Source organism: Neisseria dentiae (assembly GCF_014055005.1).
Taxonomy (GTDB): domain Bacteria; phylum Pseudomonadota; class Gammaproteobacteria; order Burkholderiales; family Neisseriaceae; genus Neisseria; species Neisseria dentiae.
The window spans coordinates 1,795,692-1,811,813 of the sequence record NZ_CP059570.1; the positions used below are offsets into that span (position 1 = coordinate 1,795,692).

Annotated in this window: 14 protein-coding genes and 2 pseudogenes; 4 read left to right on the forward strand and 12 right to left on the reverse strand. The window is 49.4% G+C overall.

Annotated features, from left to right (window positions below):
• Position 1: 1 nt before the first annotated feature.
• Positions 2–202, forward strand: coding sequence for a (Na+)-NQR maturation NqrM (gene nqrM, locus H3L92_RS08495; RefSeq protein WP_085365198.1), 201 nt, complete (start codon positions 2–4; stop codon positions 200–202).
• Between the two features lie 136 nt (positions 203–338).
• Here the strand turns inward: nqrM and H3L92_RS08500 are convergent, their stop codons facing one another.
• Entirely contained in the window at positions 339–857 is a 519-nt protein-coding gene (locus H3L92_RS08500) for a hypothetical protein (protein ID WP_085365199.1), read from the reverse strand.
• Between the two features lie 120 nt (positions 858–977).
• Between H3L92_RS08500 and H3L92_RS08505 the strand changes: the two genes are divergently transcribed.
• Positions 978–1,244, forward strand: a complete 267-nt coding sequence (locus H3L92_RS08505) for a hypothetical protein (protein WP_085365200.1) — start codon at positions 978–980, stop codon at positions 1,242–1,244.
• Here the strand turns inward: H3L92_RS08505 and H3L92_RS08510 are convergent.
• Both H3L92_RS08510 and H3L92_RS08515 read right to left on the reverse strand, forming a co-directional pair.
• Positions 1,231–2,556 carry an MFS transporter gene (locus H3L92_RS08510; RefSeq protein ID WP_085365201.1) on the reverse strand — a complete coding sequence of 442 codons (1,326 nt, stop codon included), beginning with the start codon at positions 2,554–2,556 and terminating at the stop codon, positions 1,231–1,233. The two genes, H3L92_RS08505 and H3L92_RS08510, sit on opposite strands and share 14 nt — an antisense overlap.
• 268 nt (positions 2,557–2,824) lie before the next feature.
• Complete coding sequence (locus tag H3L92_RS08515) at positions 2,825–3,877, reverse strand: LacI family DNA-binding transcriptional regulator (RefSeq protein WP_085365202.1); 1,053 nt, start codon at positions 3,875–3,877, stop codon at positions 2,825–2,827.
• 271 nt (positions 3,878–4,148) lie between these two features.
• Here H3L92_RS08515 and pgi point away from each other — a divergent pair, with 271 nt between their 5' ends.
• A complete protein-coding gene (pgi, locus tag H3L92_RS08520; protein WP_085365203.1) occupies positions 4,149–5,783 on the forward strand; it encodes a glucose-6-phosphate isomerase in 1,635 nt (544 codons plus the stop codon).
• A gap of 129 nt (positions 5,784–5,912) precedes the next feature.
• Here pgi and H3L92_RS08525 read toward each other — a convergent pair.
• The 3 genes and pseudogenes from H3L92_RS08525 to H3L92_RS08535 all read right to left on the reverse strand — a co-directional run.
• A pseudogene (locus H3L92_RS08525) lies at positions 5,913–6,068 on the reverse strand (CRISPR-associated protein Cas4); the annotation flags it as partial.
• Positions 6,069–6,071: 3 nt separating this feature from the next.
• Complete coding sequence (locus tag H3L92_RS08530; RefSeq protein ID WP_085365204.1) at positions 6,072–8,018, reverse strand: DUF2075 domain-containing protein; 1,947 nt, start codon at positions 8,016–8,018, stop codon at positions 6,072–6,074.
• 22 nt (positions 8,019–8,040) lie between these two features.
• Positions 8,041–8,235: pseudogene (locus H3L92_RS08535) on the reverse strand (CRISPR-associated protein Cas4); the annotation flags it as partial.
• Positions 8,236–8,338: 103 nt separating this feature from the next.
• On the opposite strand from H3L92_RS08535, the gene ubiM reads away from it, so the two are divergent.
• Positions 8,339–9,523, forward strand: coding sequence for a 5-demethoxyubiquinol-8 5-hydroxylase UbiM (gene ubiM, locus H3L92_RS08540; protein WP_085365205.1), 1,185 nt, complete (start codon positions 8,339–8,341; stop codon positions 9,521–9,523).
• Between the two features lie 563 nt (positions 9,524–10,086).
• Here the strand turns inward: ubiM and H3L92_RS08545 are convergent.
• The 6 genes from H3L92_RS08545 to purH all read right to left on the reverse strand — a co-directional run bounded on the left by H3L92_RS08545 (position 10,087) and on the right by purH (position 16,053).
• On the reverse strand, positions 10,087–10,575 hold the full coding sequence (locus H3L92_RS08545) for a chemotaxis protein CheX (protein ID WP_085365206.1): 489 nt from the start codon (positions 10,573–10,575) through the stop codon (positions 10,087–10,089).
• Positions 10,572–10,946 (reverse strand): response regulator, encoded by a 375-nt coding sequence (locus H3L92_RS08550; RefSeq protein ID WP_174222528.1) that lies wholly within the window; start codon positions 10,944–10,946, stop codon positions 10,572–10,574. Before H3L92_RS08550 ends, H3L92_RS08545 begins: the two co-directional genes overlap by 4 nt.
• 298 nt (positions 10,947–11,244) lie before the next feature.
• Positions 11,245–13,413 carry an ATP-binding protein gene (locus H3L92_RS08555; protein ID WP_085365207.1) on the reverse strand — a complete coding sequence of 723 codons (2,169 nt, stop codon included), beginning with the start codon at positions 13,411–13,413 and terminating at the stop codon, positions 11,245–11,247.
• A 464-nt stretch (positions 13,414–13,877) separates the two neighbouring features.
• Positions 13,878–14,033 carry a 50S ribosomal protein L33 gene (rpmG, locus tag H3L92_RS08560; RefSeq protein WP_003684373.1) on the reverse strand — a complete coding sequence of 52 codons (156 nt, stop codon included), beginning with the start codon at positions 14,031–14,033 and terminating at the stop codon, positions 13,878–13,880.
• A gap of 25 nt (positions 14,034–14,058) precedes the next feature.
• Positions 14,059–14,292 carry a 50S ribosomal protein L28 gene (gene rpmB, locus H3L92_RS08565; RefSeq protein ID WP_085364522.1) on the reverse strand — a complete coding sequence of 78 codons (234 nt, stop codon included), beginning with the start codon at positions 14,290–14,292 and terminating at the stop codon, positions 14,059–14,061.
• Positions 14,293–14,475: 183 nt separating this feature from the next.
• Positions 14,476–16,053: a bifunctional phosphoribosylaminoimidazolecarboxamide formyltransferase/IMP cyclohydrolase gene (gene purH, locus H3L92_RS08570; protein WP_085365208.1), complete on the reverse strand. Its 1,578-nt coding sequence runs from the start codon at positions 16,051–16,053 to the stop codon at positions 14,476–14,478.
• Between the last annotated feature and the right edge of the window lie 69 nt (positions 16,054–16,122).

Genomic DNA, 16,122 nt, shown 5'->3' on the forward strand with positions numbered 1-16,122 from the left:
CATGAAAATCTTCTTGATCACCTTCTGCTTTTTTCTGCTGGTGATACTCGGCATGGCGCTGGGCTACATTTTCAAACGCCGCGAGATCAAAGGCAGCTGCGGCGGCATTACCGCCCTCGGCATGGAAAAAGTCTGCGACTGCGACACCCCGTGCGCACGCCGCAAGGCCGAATTGGCCAAACAGGGAAAAACGGTTTTGTAAAAGCCCTGCTGCAAGGCAACGCAATATTTTTTCAGACGGCCTGAAAGCTTTATTTCAGGCCGTCTGAATTTTGGTTGGGCAAGTAACAGTTATCAGCTGAAACCTATATTGTGCATCAGACAGCCCAGTCTGCATGTTATATTTTTCTACGCAAACAGCGCAGTAAAACCATTACTCCTAGAATGACAAATACTGCGAGATAGAACACTCCGAATATCATTTTCAGTGCGGTTAAATAGGGAATCAGGCTGATTAGTGTGGAAATTTGCGGAAATGAATACAGCACCCCAAAAATGCAGACGTTTTCTAAAAAATCAAAAATTGCCGCAATAACCGGCAACCATATAACAAATCTCCATTTGTGCAGGTTTAAAGTGTAGGTAAAATGGCGCAGGATGTGATGGTATGTGAAAGCAAACAGGGCAATATAAAGCATGTCCAATGGAATTTGCCGGTATTGATAATAGAATCTGCCTTCTTCACCCAAATATTCCAATAAACGGATAGTATCTTTCTGATAAAAAACCGGTTTTTCGTCAAAAAGTGCCATGCCGTTCGTGTACGAATGCAGCTCGGGGAGGGTAACGCTAAGCATCAGGGCATACACGAACATAGTGGCAAAAAAATACAGGGATAGCTTGTTTCGTTTAGACATAATCATGATCCTTCGGTGTTGTGGGAACAATCGGTTTGGCAGAGAATTATCATGCAGCGAAATTTGGTTTTGAGTCTATCCTGTATTTTTGTGTACGGTTGCACTGACAGGCGAAAAAAGATGGCCAAAACAGTCATGTCTTTTTTCAGACGGCCTGAAAATTTTATCAAGCCTGAAGCCTTAGGGAGTGAAGTCGACCGCGTTGCGGTGGTACTTTTGGTTAAAAACCACTTCACAAGCCTTCTGACTACATTCCCTAGTGAAAAACAATTACAACTTGAAAATATTCATATTCAGAAAGCTTTTCAAAATATCTTAAGGCCGTCTGAAAACGTTTCAGACGGCCGTTCCAATCCATTCCGCTTTACCGCAATCAATCAATCATAGACGCTTCGGCAGGGCGTTGTTTGGTGTTGATACGCAATGTAAAGAACGCTGCCAAACCCAACAGCACGCCGGCACACATCATTGCATTGGTGGGGTTGGCACCCAACACGTGATTGAAAATCGGGCCGAAGGTAACAGTTTCGATCAGCATCGGAATCACAATCATCATATTGATGATACCCATATACACGCCGTAACGCTCTTTCGGCACTTCAGCCACGGCAATCAGGAACGGCACGCCCATAATCGAAGCCCAAGCGATACCGAAACCTATCATCGGCAGGAACAGCATATATTTATTGGTGATGTGCGGGAAAATCAGCAGGGCAACAGCCGCCAGAATCAAACACAGGGCGTGAACTTGTTTGGCACTGTATTTTCTGGCCAATGCCATCAGGCCGAAAGCGGAAATAAAGGTAACGATGTTGTACCAGCCGTTCACCAAGCCCGTCCAGCCTACGGCCTGTTCGAAGCCGTGTTTGTCGGCAGGGGTAGCATTCCACACCGATTTGGCGATGCTGAGGGTAACGTATTGCCAGTAGATAAACATGGCATACCATTGGAACAGGTAAACCAAAGCAAGCTGCCACAGGGGTTTGGGCATGTCTTTGATGGCGGAGGCAATTTCGCTCACGGCGGCAATCAGGCCGCGCGGCTTGGCGCGCATTTCGGCCAGCTCTTCTTCGCTGGGCTGGATTTCGGGCGTGGAAAACACCGAAATCAAAACCGAACCGATGGAACACACCGCGCCCACATAAAACGAGCCGTATACCCAGTAGGGAATGCCCGATTCGGAAGTGCCGTCAATCCACTGCTGGAAGAAATACAGCGACACGTTGGCCAGCGTGATGCCCAAACCGGTAAACACCGACTGCATCAGAAAGCCGGTGGGCTGCTGGTTGTCGGGCAGTTTGTCGGCGATAAACGCACGGTAGGGTTCCATGGCGGTGTTGTTGCTGATATCCAGCAGCCACAGCATCAGCACAGCCATCCACAGCGCGGTAACGTGCGGATAGAAAAACAAACAGATACTGCACCCGATGGCGCCGATTAAGAAATAGGGGCGGCGGCGGCCGAGGCCGTTTACCCATGTGCGGTCGCTCAAAGCACCGATTAAGGGCTGTACCAGCAGGCCGGTTACGGGGCCGGCCATGTTGAGAATCGGCAGTTGGCCGGGGTCGGCATTCAGAAAGCTGAAAATCGGGTTAATGGCGGTTTGCTGCAAACCGAAGCTGTATTGGATGCCGAAAAAACCGAAGTTCATCAGCATAATCTGGCGCAGCGTCATCGCCACACGGTGGTCTATTCTCATGATTGAAGACTCCTTGTAATTGAAAAACCTGAGAAAGTTTGTCCCGTGCGTGTGTGGTGAAGGTAAATCGCAGCCTTATTGTTCAGGCTTGTTTTGATTATCGGGTACGGCCGGTTGTCTTCTAAAGAACCGCCCCGCCCGCCGCGCGCATCAGCGGCAAACGGGCAAAGCGATGCCTTAAAACAGGTTTTTGATGGTGGTGACAGTTTGTTGTTATTGTTTTAATGAGAGACGGTTTTCAGACGGCCTGTGGATCAGGCTCGAAATATTATGGTTGTTTCGCGGGGTTTATATCGATTACCGATTCCCGCCACACGGTATCGCCGCCGACGATAACCGGTTGCTGCGGCAAATCTTTGCCCGCCACCGCATCCAGCAGCATCTGCGCCGCCCGTGCGCCCATCGCCGTATAGGGCAGATCGGCGGTGGTTAACGGCGGAAACAGTGTTTCGGCAATCGAGCGGTGGTCGTCGTAACCGGCCACCGATATTTCTTCCGGCACCTTGATGCCGCGCGAGCGCAGAATGCCGTAAAGCCGCACCGCCATTTCATCGTTACCGCAGCATAAAACGGTAGGCGGTTTGGGCAGCGTCAGCAGTTTTTCCACCGCAGCCAACAGGGATTCGCTGCGGTTGGTGTAATCGGGATAGCCCGCCAAATCCAAAGCCGCGTCATAAGCGATGCCCGCCTCTTCCAGCGCACGGCGGTAGCCGCGGCGGCGCAGTTTGCTGGCAATCACCTGCGGTTGCAGGCTTAAATAAGCAATGCGGCGGTGGCCGCCGGCGATAATCCGCTTCACCAGGCCGTATTGGCCTTGTTCGTCGTCGGGCAGCACCGCCGGCGTGCCCTGTCTGTCGAAACAGTTCACCAACACCAGCGGGCAATTGGGTTTCAGCTCGGGCAGGCTCACTTCCTGATGAAATTCGGCCACATATAAAATGCCTTCTGCCCGGTGTTCCTGAAAGGTTCGCATCAGCGTTTCCACCTGCCCGAAATGGTTGCCCGTGTCGGCAATCATCACCGTTTTGCCCGCTTCGGCCATCGTGCGCTGTATGCCCTGCACCAAAAACATATCGGGCAGGCCGCCGCCGCTGTGGCGGTCGTGATGGCGGGAAATCGCACCGGTAATCAGCCCCACCAGCCCCGAACGGTTGGAACGCATGATGCGTGCGGCAGACGACGGGATATAACCCAGCTCTTCCATCGCCGCTTCTACTGCGGCGCGGGTTTTCGCACTCACAGGCGCGTCTTGGTTCAAAACGCGGCTGACGGTTTTGGGCGACACGCCTGCCCGCTCGGCAACATCATAAATCGTGGCCATACCTGCCGTTTCCCTGTGGGTCCTTTTGCCCGGTTGCTTGTTTCGGTTAATTGCGGCAAAGCATATCACAGATGACATCGGTGTCATACCATTTTTTATACGCAACCTTGAGCAAAATCAATCTATCTTTTCATTCCCCTGCCGTACTTTTCACCTTTTTCCGGGTCGAATACTTATTTATGTAAAAATAACGGCGTGTCGGTTATACTACACGCCGCTACAAAACCTTTTCAGACGGCCTCACTTTGATAAAGCCCATCGGAAATCAAACATGAACAACATCACCCAGTCTGCCGCCTGGCAAAACCTGCAGGCCCATCAGATCAACACCGCCAATATACGCATGCGCGAGCTGTTCGAAGCCGACCCGCAACGCTTCGACAATATGCACGAAACCCTGCACGGCCTGCTGTTCGACTACAGCAAAAACCGCATCAGCGAAGAAACCCTGCAATTATTGTGCGAACTGGCCGAAACCGCCGGACTGGAACAGCAGGCCGAGGCCATGCGCCGCGGCGGCAAAATCAACATCAGCGAAAAACGCGCCGTGCTGCATACCGCCCTGCGCCTGCCCGCCGACGCCGCGCCCGTGTTGGTAGACGGCGAAAACGTTATTCCCGCCGTGCACCGCGAACTCGACCGCGCACTGGCCTTCGCCGAAAGCCTGATTAACGGCGTGCACACCGGCGCCACCGGCAAACGCATCACCGATTTCGTGCACATCGGCATCGGCGGCTCCGATTTAGGCCCCCAACTGGCCGTGCAGGCTCTGCAACCCTTCCACAAAAACGTGCACGTCCACTTCGTTTCCAATTCCGACGATGCCAACATCGCCCAAGTGCTCGCCCCCCTCAACGCCGAAACCACCGTTTTCTGCGTGGCCAGCAAATCGTTCGGCACCCCCGAAACCCTGCTCAACGCCCACGCCGCCCGCGCCTGGTTCCGCGACAGCGGCCTGCGCGAAGCCGACATCGCCCGCCATTTCGCCGCCATTTCCAGCGACGTGGCCGCCGCACGCAACTTCGGCATCGCGCCCGACAACGTATTTGCCATGTTCGACTGGGTAGGCGGGCGCTATTCCGTATGGTCGGCCATCGGCCTGCCCGTGATGGTGGCCGTCGGCAGCACCCACTTCCGCAAATTTCTAAGCGGCGCGCACGCCATGGACGAACACTTCTTCAACACCCCGCTGCGCCGCAACATTCCCGTTTTGTTGGCCTTAATCGGCATATGGTACGGCAATTTCTGCGGCGCGCACGGCCAAGCCGTCGTGCCCTACAGCCACAACCTGCGCCGCCTGCCCGGCTATTTGCAGCAACTCGACATGGAAAGCAACGGCAAACGCCGCACCCTGCACGGCGACACGGTGGAATGCCACACCGGCGGCATCGTGTTCGGCGAAGAAGGCGTTAACTGCCAACACGCCTTTTTCCAACTGCTGCACCAAGGCACGCGCCTGATTCCCGCCGACTTCATCGTGCCGATGCGCACCCCCTACAAAATCGGCCGCCAGCACCGCTTCACCGTAGCCAACGCCTTCGCCCAAACCGAAGCGCTGATGCGCGGCAAAACCCTCGAAGAAGCCCGCGCCGAACTCGCCGCCCTGCCCGAAGCCGAACGCGAAGAGCTGGCGCCGCAGAAAGAGTTCCCCGGCAACCAGCCCAGCAACAGCATCCTGATCGAAGAACTCAACCCTTTCAACCTCGGCATGCTGATCGCCATGTACGAACACAAAGTATTCGCCCAAGGCGCAATTTGGGGCATCAACTCTTTCGACCAATGGGGCGTGGAATACGGCAAAGTGCTGGCAAAAAACATCGAACCCGAGCTTGCCCACACCCAAAACACTCAACACGACACCTCAACCAACGGATTAATTGCGTTTTACCACAAATGCAACCCCTAGGCCGAATCCTTTGCAAAAATACCTTAAAGGTCGTCTGCAATGTTTAAATCTCGTCATGCCAGCGTAGGCTGGAGTAACGATCATTTGGATGTTTCAGACGACATTAACGAATTTTGTAAAAGCCGGCAGGTGGCGGGTTTGCATATACCACAGCGCGCCCTCGGCGATGGTTTGGCCGGTCATCTCCTCCAAACACAGCGCCTGCGCGCAAAGTTGGATTTCGTCGAACGGTTCGGGTTTGGGCTTGCCGCGTTTGTATTCCACGGATTTCAGACGGCCTGCACGCTTTTATTCCAATTCGGTAATCCCTAAAGATTTTAAATATTGATAGGTTCCATCATAAAACTTATTTGGACGTGTAGCATCTGTACCGCTACCTTCAGGAATCCAAATCACCATACCTTGACGCGCTCTGGTTAATAAAACGCGATAGGCATTTTTAGTAAACTGCTTATCCTCTTCTTTGTTGATATTTTGCCACTTACACCCTTTAAAAGATTGGTAACACCATTTGCCATTTTGATAATAAAAGTTCTCACCCCATGCTATGCATACCCAATCAAGTTCCAATCCTTGTACATCAAATTCTGTCGCCACATCTTCTAAAAAATAAGAAGAACGCACATCATCTTTAGGATTTAAAAACCAATTGGCCACGTCGATTTCATTTTTGACATTTACACCCAATGCTTTCAGACGGCGCGCCCCCGATGAAGCCACCAAGCCATAACGCTCACTTCCTTTAGCTTGAGCTTTCACCCATGCTTTGGCTTTTTGCAAATCTCTTGTGAGTACAATAGGGTAGTTTTCTTGAATCTCGTGCCACAGTAGCTTGGCTTGATCATCCACATCCAATAACACGTGTACCCATGCCGAAACTTTTTCTGACCGAAATGAGCGCACTGAAGTAGCCAGATGTAAATGGTCTTGCTCAACGCCTGTTGTAGATAACCAGTTTTTTATTGCAGTATCTTGCAAATAATTGTCTTGATTGATAATTAAATTAGAATAATGCACCTGCCAATCTGGGTAAGAAGCTTGCAAAGCTTGCATCCAGGCAACTAGGCCTGCCTCGCCCGTGTTAATTTCTTGCCCGCCACCAATCAAGCAAACAATCACACACCAATCTTGATGACGATTCATCACCTCAATCAAAAACTCTGGCTCAGACTGGTTAAAATCTGACTGTCCGCGTTTTTGACTCATAAATTTACTGGTTTGATGTTGATTCCAAGCACGTTGTGCTTCATCAAATACCACAACTTTTTCAGTTGGCGGTTGTGAATTTTTCAAATATTCGTCTCTAAAATGATGAATATTTTGAATGAACGCCAGAGTTTCTTTTAGTGCAGTTTCTTTTTTGATTTTATTTTTAATGGCGCGGTTTCTTGCCAACGCTTCTTGCAAAACTTGCACCAACGGGCCATTGCCTGATAAGAAAACAGCATGTTCATCTTCTGCTATTTTTAAGCGCTGATTAGCAATATTGAGTCCAGCCAATGTCTTACCTGCACCTGGCACACCGGTAACAAAACAGATGGCTTTTTTATGTTCTTGTTTAGCTTTCTCAATAATGTTGCTAATACAACCAGCAGTATCTGACAAATTTTTTGCTCCAGCATCTGAGCGCGTGATTTCCGCAACATCATGCTTTTGATAAAGCGCTTGTGCTGCTTCAATAATGGTAGGGGTTGGTTTGTATGATGATTGCTCCCAAGCTACAACATCCATCAGACTATTTGAATTAAAAGACGCGAAAAATTCACCCAAATTTTGCGCATTCAGTAAAATTGCGCAGTCTAAATTTTGTGCTGCCTGTATATCATTATCTTCAATAATTGGCGCTTCCTCCGCAATCAATACAGGTATTAAATTCGCATGATGGCTACCTTCATGAAAATTTCGTAAATCAAGCGCATAGTCAATCACTTGGTCAATCGCATGCTTATCATATTGATTGCTGCCAATTTTAAACTTTAGTAAAAAAATCTTATCTCCAAGAATGACAATATTATCAACACGCTTTCCCATCCGTGGAATGGAAAATTCAAAATAAATATAACCAGTTAAACCCGCTAATTGTGATTTTAAAATGGCAATTTGCTTTTCCCATGCGTTTTGTTGTAACTTTTCCAGAGCTTGATAGCCATGATGCTTGGTCAGTATGCCCAAAATACTTAAGTTATCTTCTTGAATAAAATCAGCAATACTTTTGCCATAATAAGCTCGCGACATATATTTCTCTTTTAATCTGTACTTACACTTCTAAAAACAGTGTTTTGATATAGTTTTTTGACCGATCCCGCTCCAACAACTTCGGCTGGCAAACCTCCACCAGCGAACAGGCCTTGCAGCGTTTGCCGTACACCGGCGGCGGGGTTTGTCCGCTTGCCAAGAGTTCGCGCACTTGGGCGATAACGGCCAGCGTCTGCGCTCTAAGGCCGTCTGAAAACCACCTTGACGCATATTAAACCCGCCATAAAAACCGCACATCGGATACATCTTTTCAGGTATGCTTACGCCTGTTTGATATTCGCCATAGCAAAGGAACCGTCATGACTCCGACCAGCGACATTATCGTCGTCGGCGCAGGCCCTGCAGGATTGAGCTTCGCCGCCTCTTTGGCAGGCAGCGGCCTGAGCGTTACCTTAATCGAAAAAAGCCCGCTGGAAACCCTGCAAAATCCGCCTTACGACGGCAGGGAAATCGCCTTGACGCACCTTTCCAAAGAAATCATGCAGCGCCTGGGTATATGGCAGCGCATTCCCGAAAACGAAATCTATCCTTTGCGCGACGCCAAAGTGCTCAACGGGCAATCCAACTACCAACTGCACTTTCCACAGCCCGACCAAGCGCGTGGCGAACCTGCCGACTGCTTGGGCTATCTGATTTCCAACCACAACATCCGCAAAGCGGCATACGAAGCCGCAGCAGAATCGGAAAACGTGTCTTTCATCTGCGCTTTGGGCGTAAAAGAAGTCAAAACCGGCCCCGACCAAGCGCAAGTGGTTTTGGAAAACGGCGAAACGCTGACGGCCAAACTGCTGATCGCCGCCGACAGCCGTTTCTCGCAAACCCGCCGACAGCTCGGCATTGCATCCGATATGCACGATTACAGCCGCACCATGTTTCTATGCCGTATGAAACACACCGTTTCCAACCAACATACTGCTTACGAGTGCTTCCATTACGGCCGCACCATCGCCCTATTGCCGTTGGAAGAATATTTAACCAACACCGTGATTACGGTTGACAGCGACCGTGCCGCATCTGTTCAAAACCTTTCGTCCGAAGAGTTGGCGGAAAGCGTCAAACAACAGCTTAACGGCCGCTTGGGTGAGATGGAATTGGCCAGCACCATTCACGCTTATCCGCTGGTCGGCATGTTGGCCGAACGGTTTTACGGCACCCGCAGCGCGCTGATTGGCGATGCGGCAGTAGGTATGCACCCCGTTACCGCACACGGTTTCAATTTAGGTTTGTCCAGCGCCGATATCCTTGCCGGCTTGGTTAAAGAAGCGGCACAGCAAGGGCGCGATATCGCCTCCCCTACCCTGCTTTCCCGCTATGACAGCAAACACGCTCTGCACGCCCGCCCGTTGTATTACGGCACCAATATGCTGCTGAAACTGTTTACCGACGAAACCCCGCCCGCCAAACTGCTGCGCGGCTTGGTGCTGCGTGTGAGCAACAACCTGCCGCCGTTGAAAAAACTGATCACACGGCAATTAACCGGTTAGCCCGGTTTTATTCATTAACCGCTTGGTGCCAAACCGGAATATTTGTACAGCCCGAGACCTTTGCAAAATTTGTTTAGGCCGTCTGAAATATTCAACCATCGTCATTCCCGCGCAGGCGGGAATCCAGTCATTTTTTATAAGTTATTGAAATAAAATACTTGATAGTTTTAAGGCTGGATTCCCGCCTGCGCGGGAATGACGGAATCTAAGCATTTCAGACGGCTTCAAGGTATTTTTGCAAAGGTCTCAGCCCTATAATTAAACCAATCAATTGACATAACAGTTCTGTCATACCCGGGTTAAGCCCGAGCATGACGTATGTTTTTTATTAAATTGACTGGTTATAACGGATAGGCATTTTCAGACGGCCTGAAACCTTTGCAAAAATCTTAGCCGCCTGAAACTAATCAAATTTTGCAAGCTATTTTCTGTTTTACAAAAAACTCAGGGCGGGTGCAAACCCGCCCTTATGAGCTTTATAACAATAACTTTTGAGAAACACCGGTATATTCGAAACCCTGCCGATTACCGCCCCAGTACTTATTCAAGTAACCAAAACCGGCTTATACAGACTCTCCGTTTTTAGGGGTGTTTCTGTTTTTCTCTTTATACAACGCCACAACGATTGCGGCCTGACACCGCTTCCATTCCAAAGGAATCACAAACGAACGTCCTTCTCTTGGCAACATGATTTCGTCTGGTGCGCCGCGTATCACGATGGGCACGGAAATTTCAAACTTTTCTCCAAATTCACTGCGCGCATTACCGGCAATCGTGTTGGCAACCTCTCCGACCAAATCCATCAAGTTTGCTTCGGAAGTATCTTTTTCCCCCATCAACTCAAGCAACCGTTTGGCCATTTTTTCAGGCGAAGTAAAATAAACAATTCCTTTATTCTTTCCGGAAATCGCAATCACACCGGAATAACGTTGTGCTGCGGGAATCACGTTTTCCACCAAATAAGGCGTGCCGACAAAAATCTCTTCCCCCGACACTTGGGTAAAATACTTTTGAACCCCTTCTAAAAATACCTGAAGCTGATCTTCTCTCATTTTTGTAATCCTTCTGCCATTTCGTTTAGCGCTTCGAATAATTCTTCATCAGTAAACGGTTTATAAAGAAATCCTCTTGCGCCATATTCCAGCGCTTTGATGCCTGTGGCCTTATCTGCCAGCGCGGAAACAACCAAAATATTGGCTTCTTCGTTCAGGCTGATAATATTGCGGATGCACTCCAAGCCATTCATCTCCGGCATAGTTAAATCCATAGTAACAATATCAGGGCGCAAAACATCATACAATTGCACGGCATCCCTTCCGTTTGCCGCTGTCGCCACCACGTCAAAGCGCATACTTTCCGAGCCGCGCGTAATGCGGTTACGGATAATATTGGAATCGTCCACCACCATTATTGTAAGCATCATTTTTCCCTATATTGCGTGTTAAAAACAACTTCATTCTAAGGCGTACAATCAGAAACGTTGCGGCGGTATTTTTGGTTAAAATCCGCATCTGCGGCGTTAGGTAGCGTAGCGGACTTGCGAAGCTAAAATGCTCGCAAGATGCCCAATCTTGCTGCGCTTTTTACCTGGTATCTGCGGATTTTCCCTCAAAAATCCGCTTCACAAGCCTTCTGACTACACGCCCTAAAATACGAAAGCCTCATTCCCCAATGAAGGGCTGCTTCACCTTCGTGCGATAATATAGCTTCAAGTTTTGTTTTTAAAATTTCTTCGGCACCGTCAAAATAATCCGTGTATAGGCACCTGTGCGCGTAGCCAAAGATACCTTGCCTTTCATCTGTTTAATACGATCACTAATAATATCCATACCCACTCCGCGGCCTGCATCTTCTCCGCTGTCTGCAGCCGTAGAAAAACCGGGAGTAAATATTTTCTGAATTAATACACGGCTATCCAGTTTGGCTGCCGCATCATGAGAATACTCGCCTTTTTCCACAAGTTTGCTCCGGATTAATTCCGGATTGATACCGACCCCATCGTCTTGAACGGTGAGCCGCACAAAATCATCGCCATCTTCCAAAACCAAACGTATATGGCCCGCATCAAGTTTGTGCTGCTTAATACGTTCTTCAGGTGTTTCAATACCATGCACCACCGCGTTACGCAGCAGTTGCACCGCCAGTTCCCGAAGTTGGCTTCTGATAGTCAGATTAACGGCTTGGTTATCCATACCCTCGCAGCTGAAGTCCACTTTTTTGTGATTCCGTTGCGCAAGCTCTTCAACATATTTCGATAATTGCCCTTTAACCGGTTCAGAATTGGCAGCCCGCTGAACCGCCTGACGGGAGGATTTGCCGTTATTATCTGTAGTCAGGTTATTGATGCGGTTATTGAAGTCTTCGATGGTTTGGGTCAGGTTGAATAACTCTTCCAAAGAAACTGCCAGCGTCAGGAAGTCTTCGCCATTCAAAGTTTTCCTGCCTTGCAGATCCCGCAAACTGTCTTCCAAATGTTCGGCGATAGAAACAAAACCATGCAAACTCAACGAGCTGGCATCCCCCTTCAAGCCGTGCACTTCGCGGAAAATGGTTCTCAGCTTATTAAAGAAATCCGCCTGCGCCTGTACCGGCTGTTTCAATACTTCGTTAATGCTGTTATTGCGTTTTTTGGCCGACTCGATGAAATCGGTTAACAGTTGCACATCGGCATTTAAAATGAACGACAGCATCTCCATCTGCAAATCATTCTGCTCACGCTCCTTGGCGATTTTGTCTTCCAGCAATACGGCATTGGTTACGTCACTCACGCTAACAAGCACCCGGGCAATTTCCCCGTCTTGGTAAACGCGGTTAAATTTGAAATCAAGGTAGCGTGTTTCTTTAACACCCGACTGGTTAGTCACATTCATCGGGCTGCGCGCCAAAGGATTCAAGCTTTCAATTAATTTTTCTTTGGTGCGCGGATTATAAAGCTGGCGCACAAAACTGCCTGCCGTTTCCAAATCGACGGGATTGGATACCATATCAGACAATACGCTAAGCATATTCTGGCCGGCAAAATCTTTCTTACCCCACAAACGCTCCAACTCATCCGAATATTGGGAACCGATATTCAAGTTTTTATCCAACAGAAACAAACCGCTGTTTACCGTTTGCAAAATCTCGCGGTTTTCGCGGCGAACAAGAGCGGCCGCTTGGTCGGCCTTGCCCAAACGGCGTATAAAGAAGCTTACAAAAAACAGAAAGTACAGCAACGATAAGCCGATACCAACCATCTGCACCGTTCTCAACTTAGCAGAGTTTTCCGTAACATCTTCATTTAAAGAAACAATAATTTCATCAATGCTTTCATAAAGCGTATCTTGGTTATCTGCTGCAAATATCGCAACTGCTTTAGCAAAGTCGGGATCCGACCCTGAAGCTACCGGGTATTTAATTGCACTATCAAGCAGCGGTTGGTATTGTTTCCAAATTTCTTGAACCTTGCCGAGCGGTTGACGGACTGCTCCCTGACCGAGGGCTTCAACGCTATCCACCCCTTCCACCACATCATACGCGCCGCCTTTATCCATGACGTTGATTAAGTTTTGCGCATAGCTACGGGTTTCTTCCAAAAGTTTTTGATTTTCAACTTGATTGGCAACATACTCCGTCTTATCTCCCTGCCCTTGCTCGACAGCATATTCCAAGTTTGCCAACTGCAAGGATTGGGTTGTTACCAACAAATCATAGAAAGTATCACTCAAGGTGCCGGCTGCATCGATTTGAACCTGGCTTTTATTGGCTTGCTGCGCAAGAAGATAGCCGTAATACATCAGCCCCGAAACGATGGCCAGAAATACGGCGATAGAAATAATGATACCGCGATAACGCTTTAATGAGGAATTTTGCTCATCCGTTAACTCTGCAACAGTTTGAGTATTACTCATAACATCCCCTTCTTAATTGGTCATAAACAGTACTTTACAAAAATGTTTTTATCCAGACCAAAAGCAGTTTTAATTTGACATCTTCCCTTAAAACCACATTCAACCAAGATACAATATACCAAATAAATTTCTTTATTTCAGTAACACTACCAATTTAATGTGACAGCCACAGCCATCCAAAGTTCACCTAAAAAGAATAACCTTTATTGTTTATAATGGCTTATCTTTGCCAATTCCATTGTCGTTGATTTGATACGCAAGTTTACTATTATCTAAAAAATAGACTTCGCCATTTATTCTCCATCCCATACCAGCTAGAGCCGCCACCAAACCATATTCTTGCAAGACGTAGGCTAGAGAAGCATTGGCAAAATTCGCTTAAACCGAACCAACTGCGCCCAATCCATAACGAAAAAGCCCTTACTTTTCAGCAAGGGCTTCGCGGTTGCATATTGCAAACTGACTTATTTCAATTTGGTTTCTTTGTAAATCACGTGCTTGCGGGCAACCGGATCGAATTTTTTAATCTCCAGTTTGCCGGGCATGGTACGCTTGTTTTTGGTCGTGGTGTAGAAATGACCGGTACCGGCTGATGATTCTAATTTGATTTTATCGCGCATTACAGTATTCCTTGTAATTCGTTAATTAAGCTTCGCCGCGGGCGCGCATTTCGGCCAAAACAACGTCGATGCCTACTTTGTCGATGGTGCGCAGCGCAGCGTTGGATACGCGCAGGCGAACCCAGCGGTTTTCACTTTCTACCCAGAAACGACGTGATTGCAAGTTGGGCAAAAAACGACGTTTGGTTTTGTTGTTGGCGTGTGATACGTTATTGCCAGACATCGGGCGTTTACCGGTCACTTTGCAAACTCGTGCCATGGTTAGTCTCCAAACTTCTAAAATAGTAAAACGCGATTTATACCACAAAAAGTATTTGTGTTTCAAGCTTGTTTTTTGAAAAGGCGGTGTTTTTCTGTTTTCCCGGGGCGGATTCTGTTGTTTTCAAACCGAATTGCAGAGGCCGTCTGAAAAGTTTCAGACGGCCTCTAGGTTGACCGCTTATCAATGTCTGAAATGGCGCACGCCGGTCAACACCATAGCAATGCCGTGTTCGTCGGCCGCATCGAACACTTCCTGGTCGCGCATCGAGCCGCCGGGGTGGATGATGGCTTTGATGCCCTGTTCGGCAATCACGTCGATGCCGTCGCGGAACGGGAAGAAGGCGTCGGAGGCGGCACAGGCACCGTTCAGATCAAAGTCGCCGTCTTGCGCTTTACGTGCAGCGATGCGGGTGGAGTCGACGCGGCTCATTTGCCCTGCGCCGATGCCGTAGGTTTGGCCGCCTTTGCCGAACACGATGGCGTTGGATTTCACGAACTTCGCCACGTTCCATACAAACATCAAATCCGCCCATTCCTGATCGGTCGGTTGGCGTTTGCTCACCACTTTCAAATCTTCGCGGCGGATGCGATGGATGTCGGGCGTTTGCACCAACAGGCCGCCGCCCACGCGTTTGAGTTCGAAGCGGTTGGCACCGGCCAGCAGCGGCACTTCCAGCACGCGCACGTTTTTCTTGGCGGCGATGATTTCTTTGGCCTTGTCGGTGAATTTGGGCGCCATCAGCACTTCAAGAAACTGGCCGGTAACGGCCTCTACGGTTTCGGCGTCCACTTCGCGGTTAAAGGCGATGATGCCGCCGAACGCGCTGGTGGTGTCGGTGGCAAACGCCAGTTTGTAGGCGTTGAGCGGGGTGTCGGCCACCGCCACGCCGCAGGGGTTGGCGTGTTTCACAATCACACAGGCGGGTGCATCAAATGCTTTGACCGCTTCCCAAGCCGCGTCGGCATCGGCGATGTTGTTGTAAGACAATTCTTTGCCCTGCAACTGGTTGTAGGCGGCCAGGCTACCGGCGGCGGGGTATAAATCGCGGTAGAACGCGGCTTGCTGGTGCGGGTTTTCGCCGTAGCGCATTTCCTGCACTTTCACCCAGCTTTGGTTGAACTGCTCGGGGAATTCGCGCACTTTCGGCTCGCCCGAGAGTTTTTCGTCTGACACGCTGGTTAGATAGTTGGAAATCATGCCGTCGTATTGGGCGGTGTGTGAAAAGGCTTTGCGCGACAGGTTGAAGCGGGTTTTGTCGCCCAGTTTGCCGCCGTTGTTTTGCAACTCTTCGATAACTGCGGCGAAATCGCCGTTGTCGGTAACGATGGCGACGTGTTTCCAGTTTTTGGCGGCGGAGCGCACCATAGTGGGGCCGCCGATGTCGATGTTTTCAATCGCGTCTTCCAGCGTGCAGCCGGGTTTGGCGATGGTGGCGGCAAACGGATAAAGGTTGACGCACACCAAATCGATGTTGCCGATGCCGTGTTCTTCCATTTTGGCGACGTGCTCGCTCAAATCGCGGCGGCCGAGAATGCCGCCGTGGATTTTCGGGTGCAGTGTTTTGACGCGGCCGTCGAGCATTTCGGGGAAGCCGGTGTAATCGGCCACTTCAATCACGGGCAGGCCGGCATCGGCCAGTAGTTTGGCGGTGCCGCCGGTAGAGAGGATTTCCACGCCGAGTTTATCGAGTGCGCGGGCGAAATCAACTGCGCCGGTTTTGTCGGACAGGCTGATGAGGGCACGTTTTACGGTTGCCATTTCGGTTCCTTATTTTAAAGAGTAGTCAAACAACGGTAGATATATTATATATATTAGATATATTATATA

Bases quoted from the DNA above. Each gene is read 5' to 3' on its own strand.
- H3L92_RS08505 (WP_085365200.1), top strand. From the start codon at position 978: ATGGCCAAAACAGTCATGTCTTTTTTCAGACGGCCTGAAAATTTTATC.
- ubiM (WP_085365205.1), top strand. From the start codon at position 8,339: ATGACTCCGACCAGCGACATTATCGTCGTCGGCGCAGGCCCTGCAGGA.
- rpmG (WP_003684373.1), bottom strand. From the start codon at position 14,033: ATGCGCGATAAAATCAAATTAGAATCATCAGCCGGTACCGGTCATTTC.
- H3L92_RS08530 (WP_085365204.1), bottom strand. From the start codon at position 8,018: ATGTCGCGAGCTTATTATGGCAAAAGTATTGCTGATTTTATTCAAGAA.
- pgi (WP_085365203.1), top strand. From the start codon at position 4,149: ATGAACAACATCACCCAGTCTGCCGCCTGGCAAAACCTGCAGGCCCAT.
- H3L92_RS08515 (WP_085365202.1), bottom strand. From the start codon at position 3,877: ATGGCCACGATTTATGATGTTGCCGAGCGGGCAGGCGTGTCGCCCAAA.
- rpmB (WP_085364522.1), bottom strand. From the start codon at position 14,292: ATGGCACGAGTTTGCAAAGTGACCGGTAAACGCCCGATGTCTGGCAAT.
- H3L92_RS08510 (WP_085365201.1), bottom strand. From the start codon at position 2,556: ATGAGAATAGACCACCGTGTGGCGATGACGCTGCGCCAGATTATGCTG.
- H3L92_RS08555 (WP_085365207.1), bottom strand. From the start codon at position 13,413: ATGAGTAATACTCAAACTGTTGCAGAGTTAACGGATGAGCAAAATTCC.
- H3L92_RS08500 (WP_085365199.1), bottom strand. From the start codon at position 857: ATGTCTAAACGAAACAAGCTATCCCTGTATTTTTTTGCCACTATGTTC.
- nqrM (WP_085365198.1), top strand. From the start codon at position 2: ATGAAAATCTTCTTGATCACCTTCTGCTTTTTTCTGCTGGTGATACTC.
- H3L92_RS08545 (WP_085365206.1), bottom strand. From the start codon at position 10,575: ATGAGAGAAGATCAGCTTCAGGTATTTTTAGAAGGGGTTCAAAAGTAT.
- H3L92_RS08550 (WP_174222528.1), bottom strand. From the start codon at position 10,946: ATGATGCTTACAATAATGGTGGTGGACGATTCCAATATTATCCGTAAC.
- purH (WP_085365208.1), bottom strand. From the start codon at position 16,053: ATGGCAACCGTAAAACGTGCCCTCATCAGCCTGTCCGACAAAACCGGC.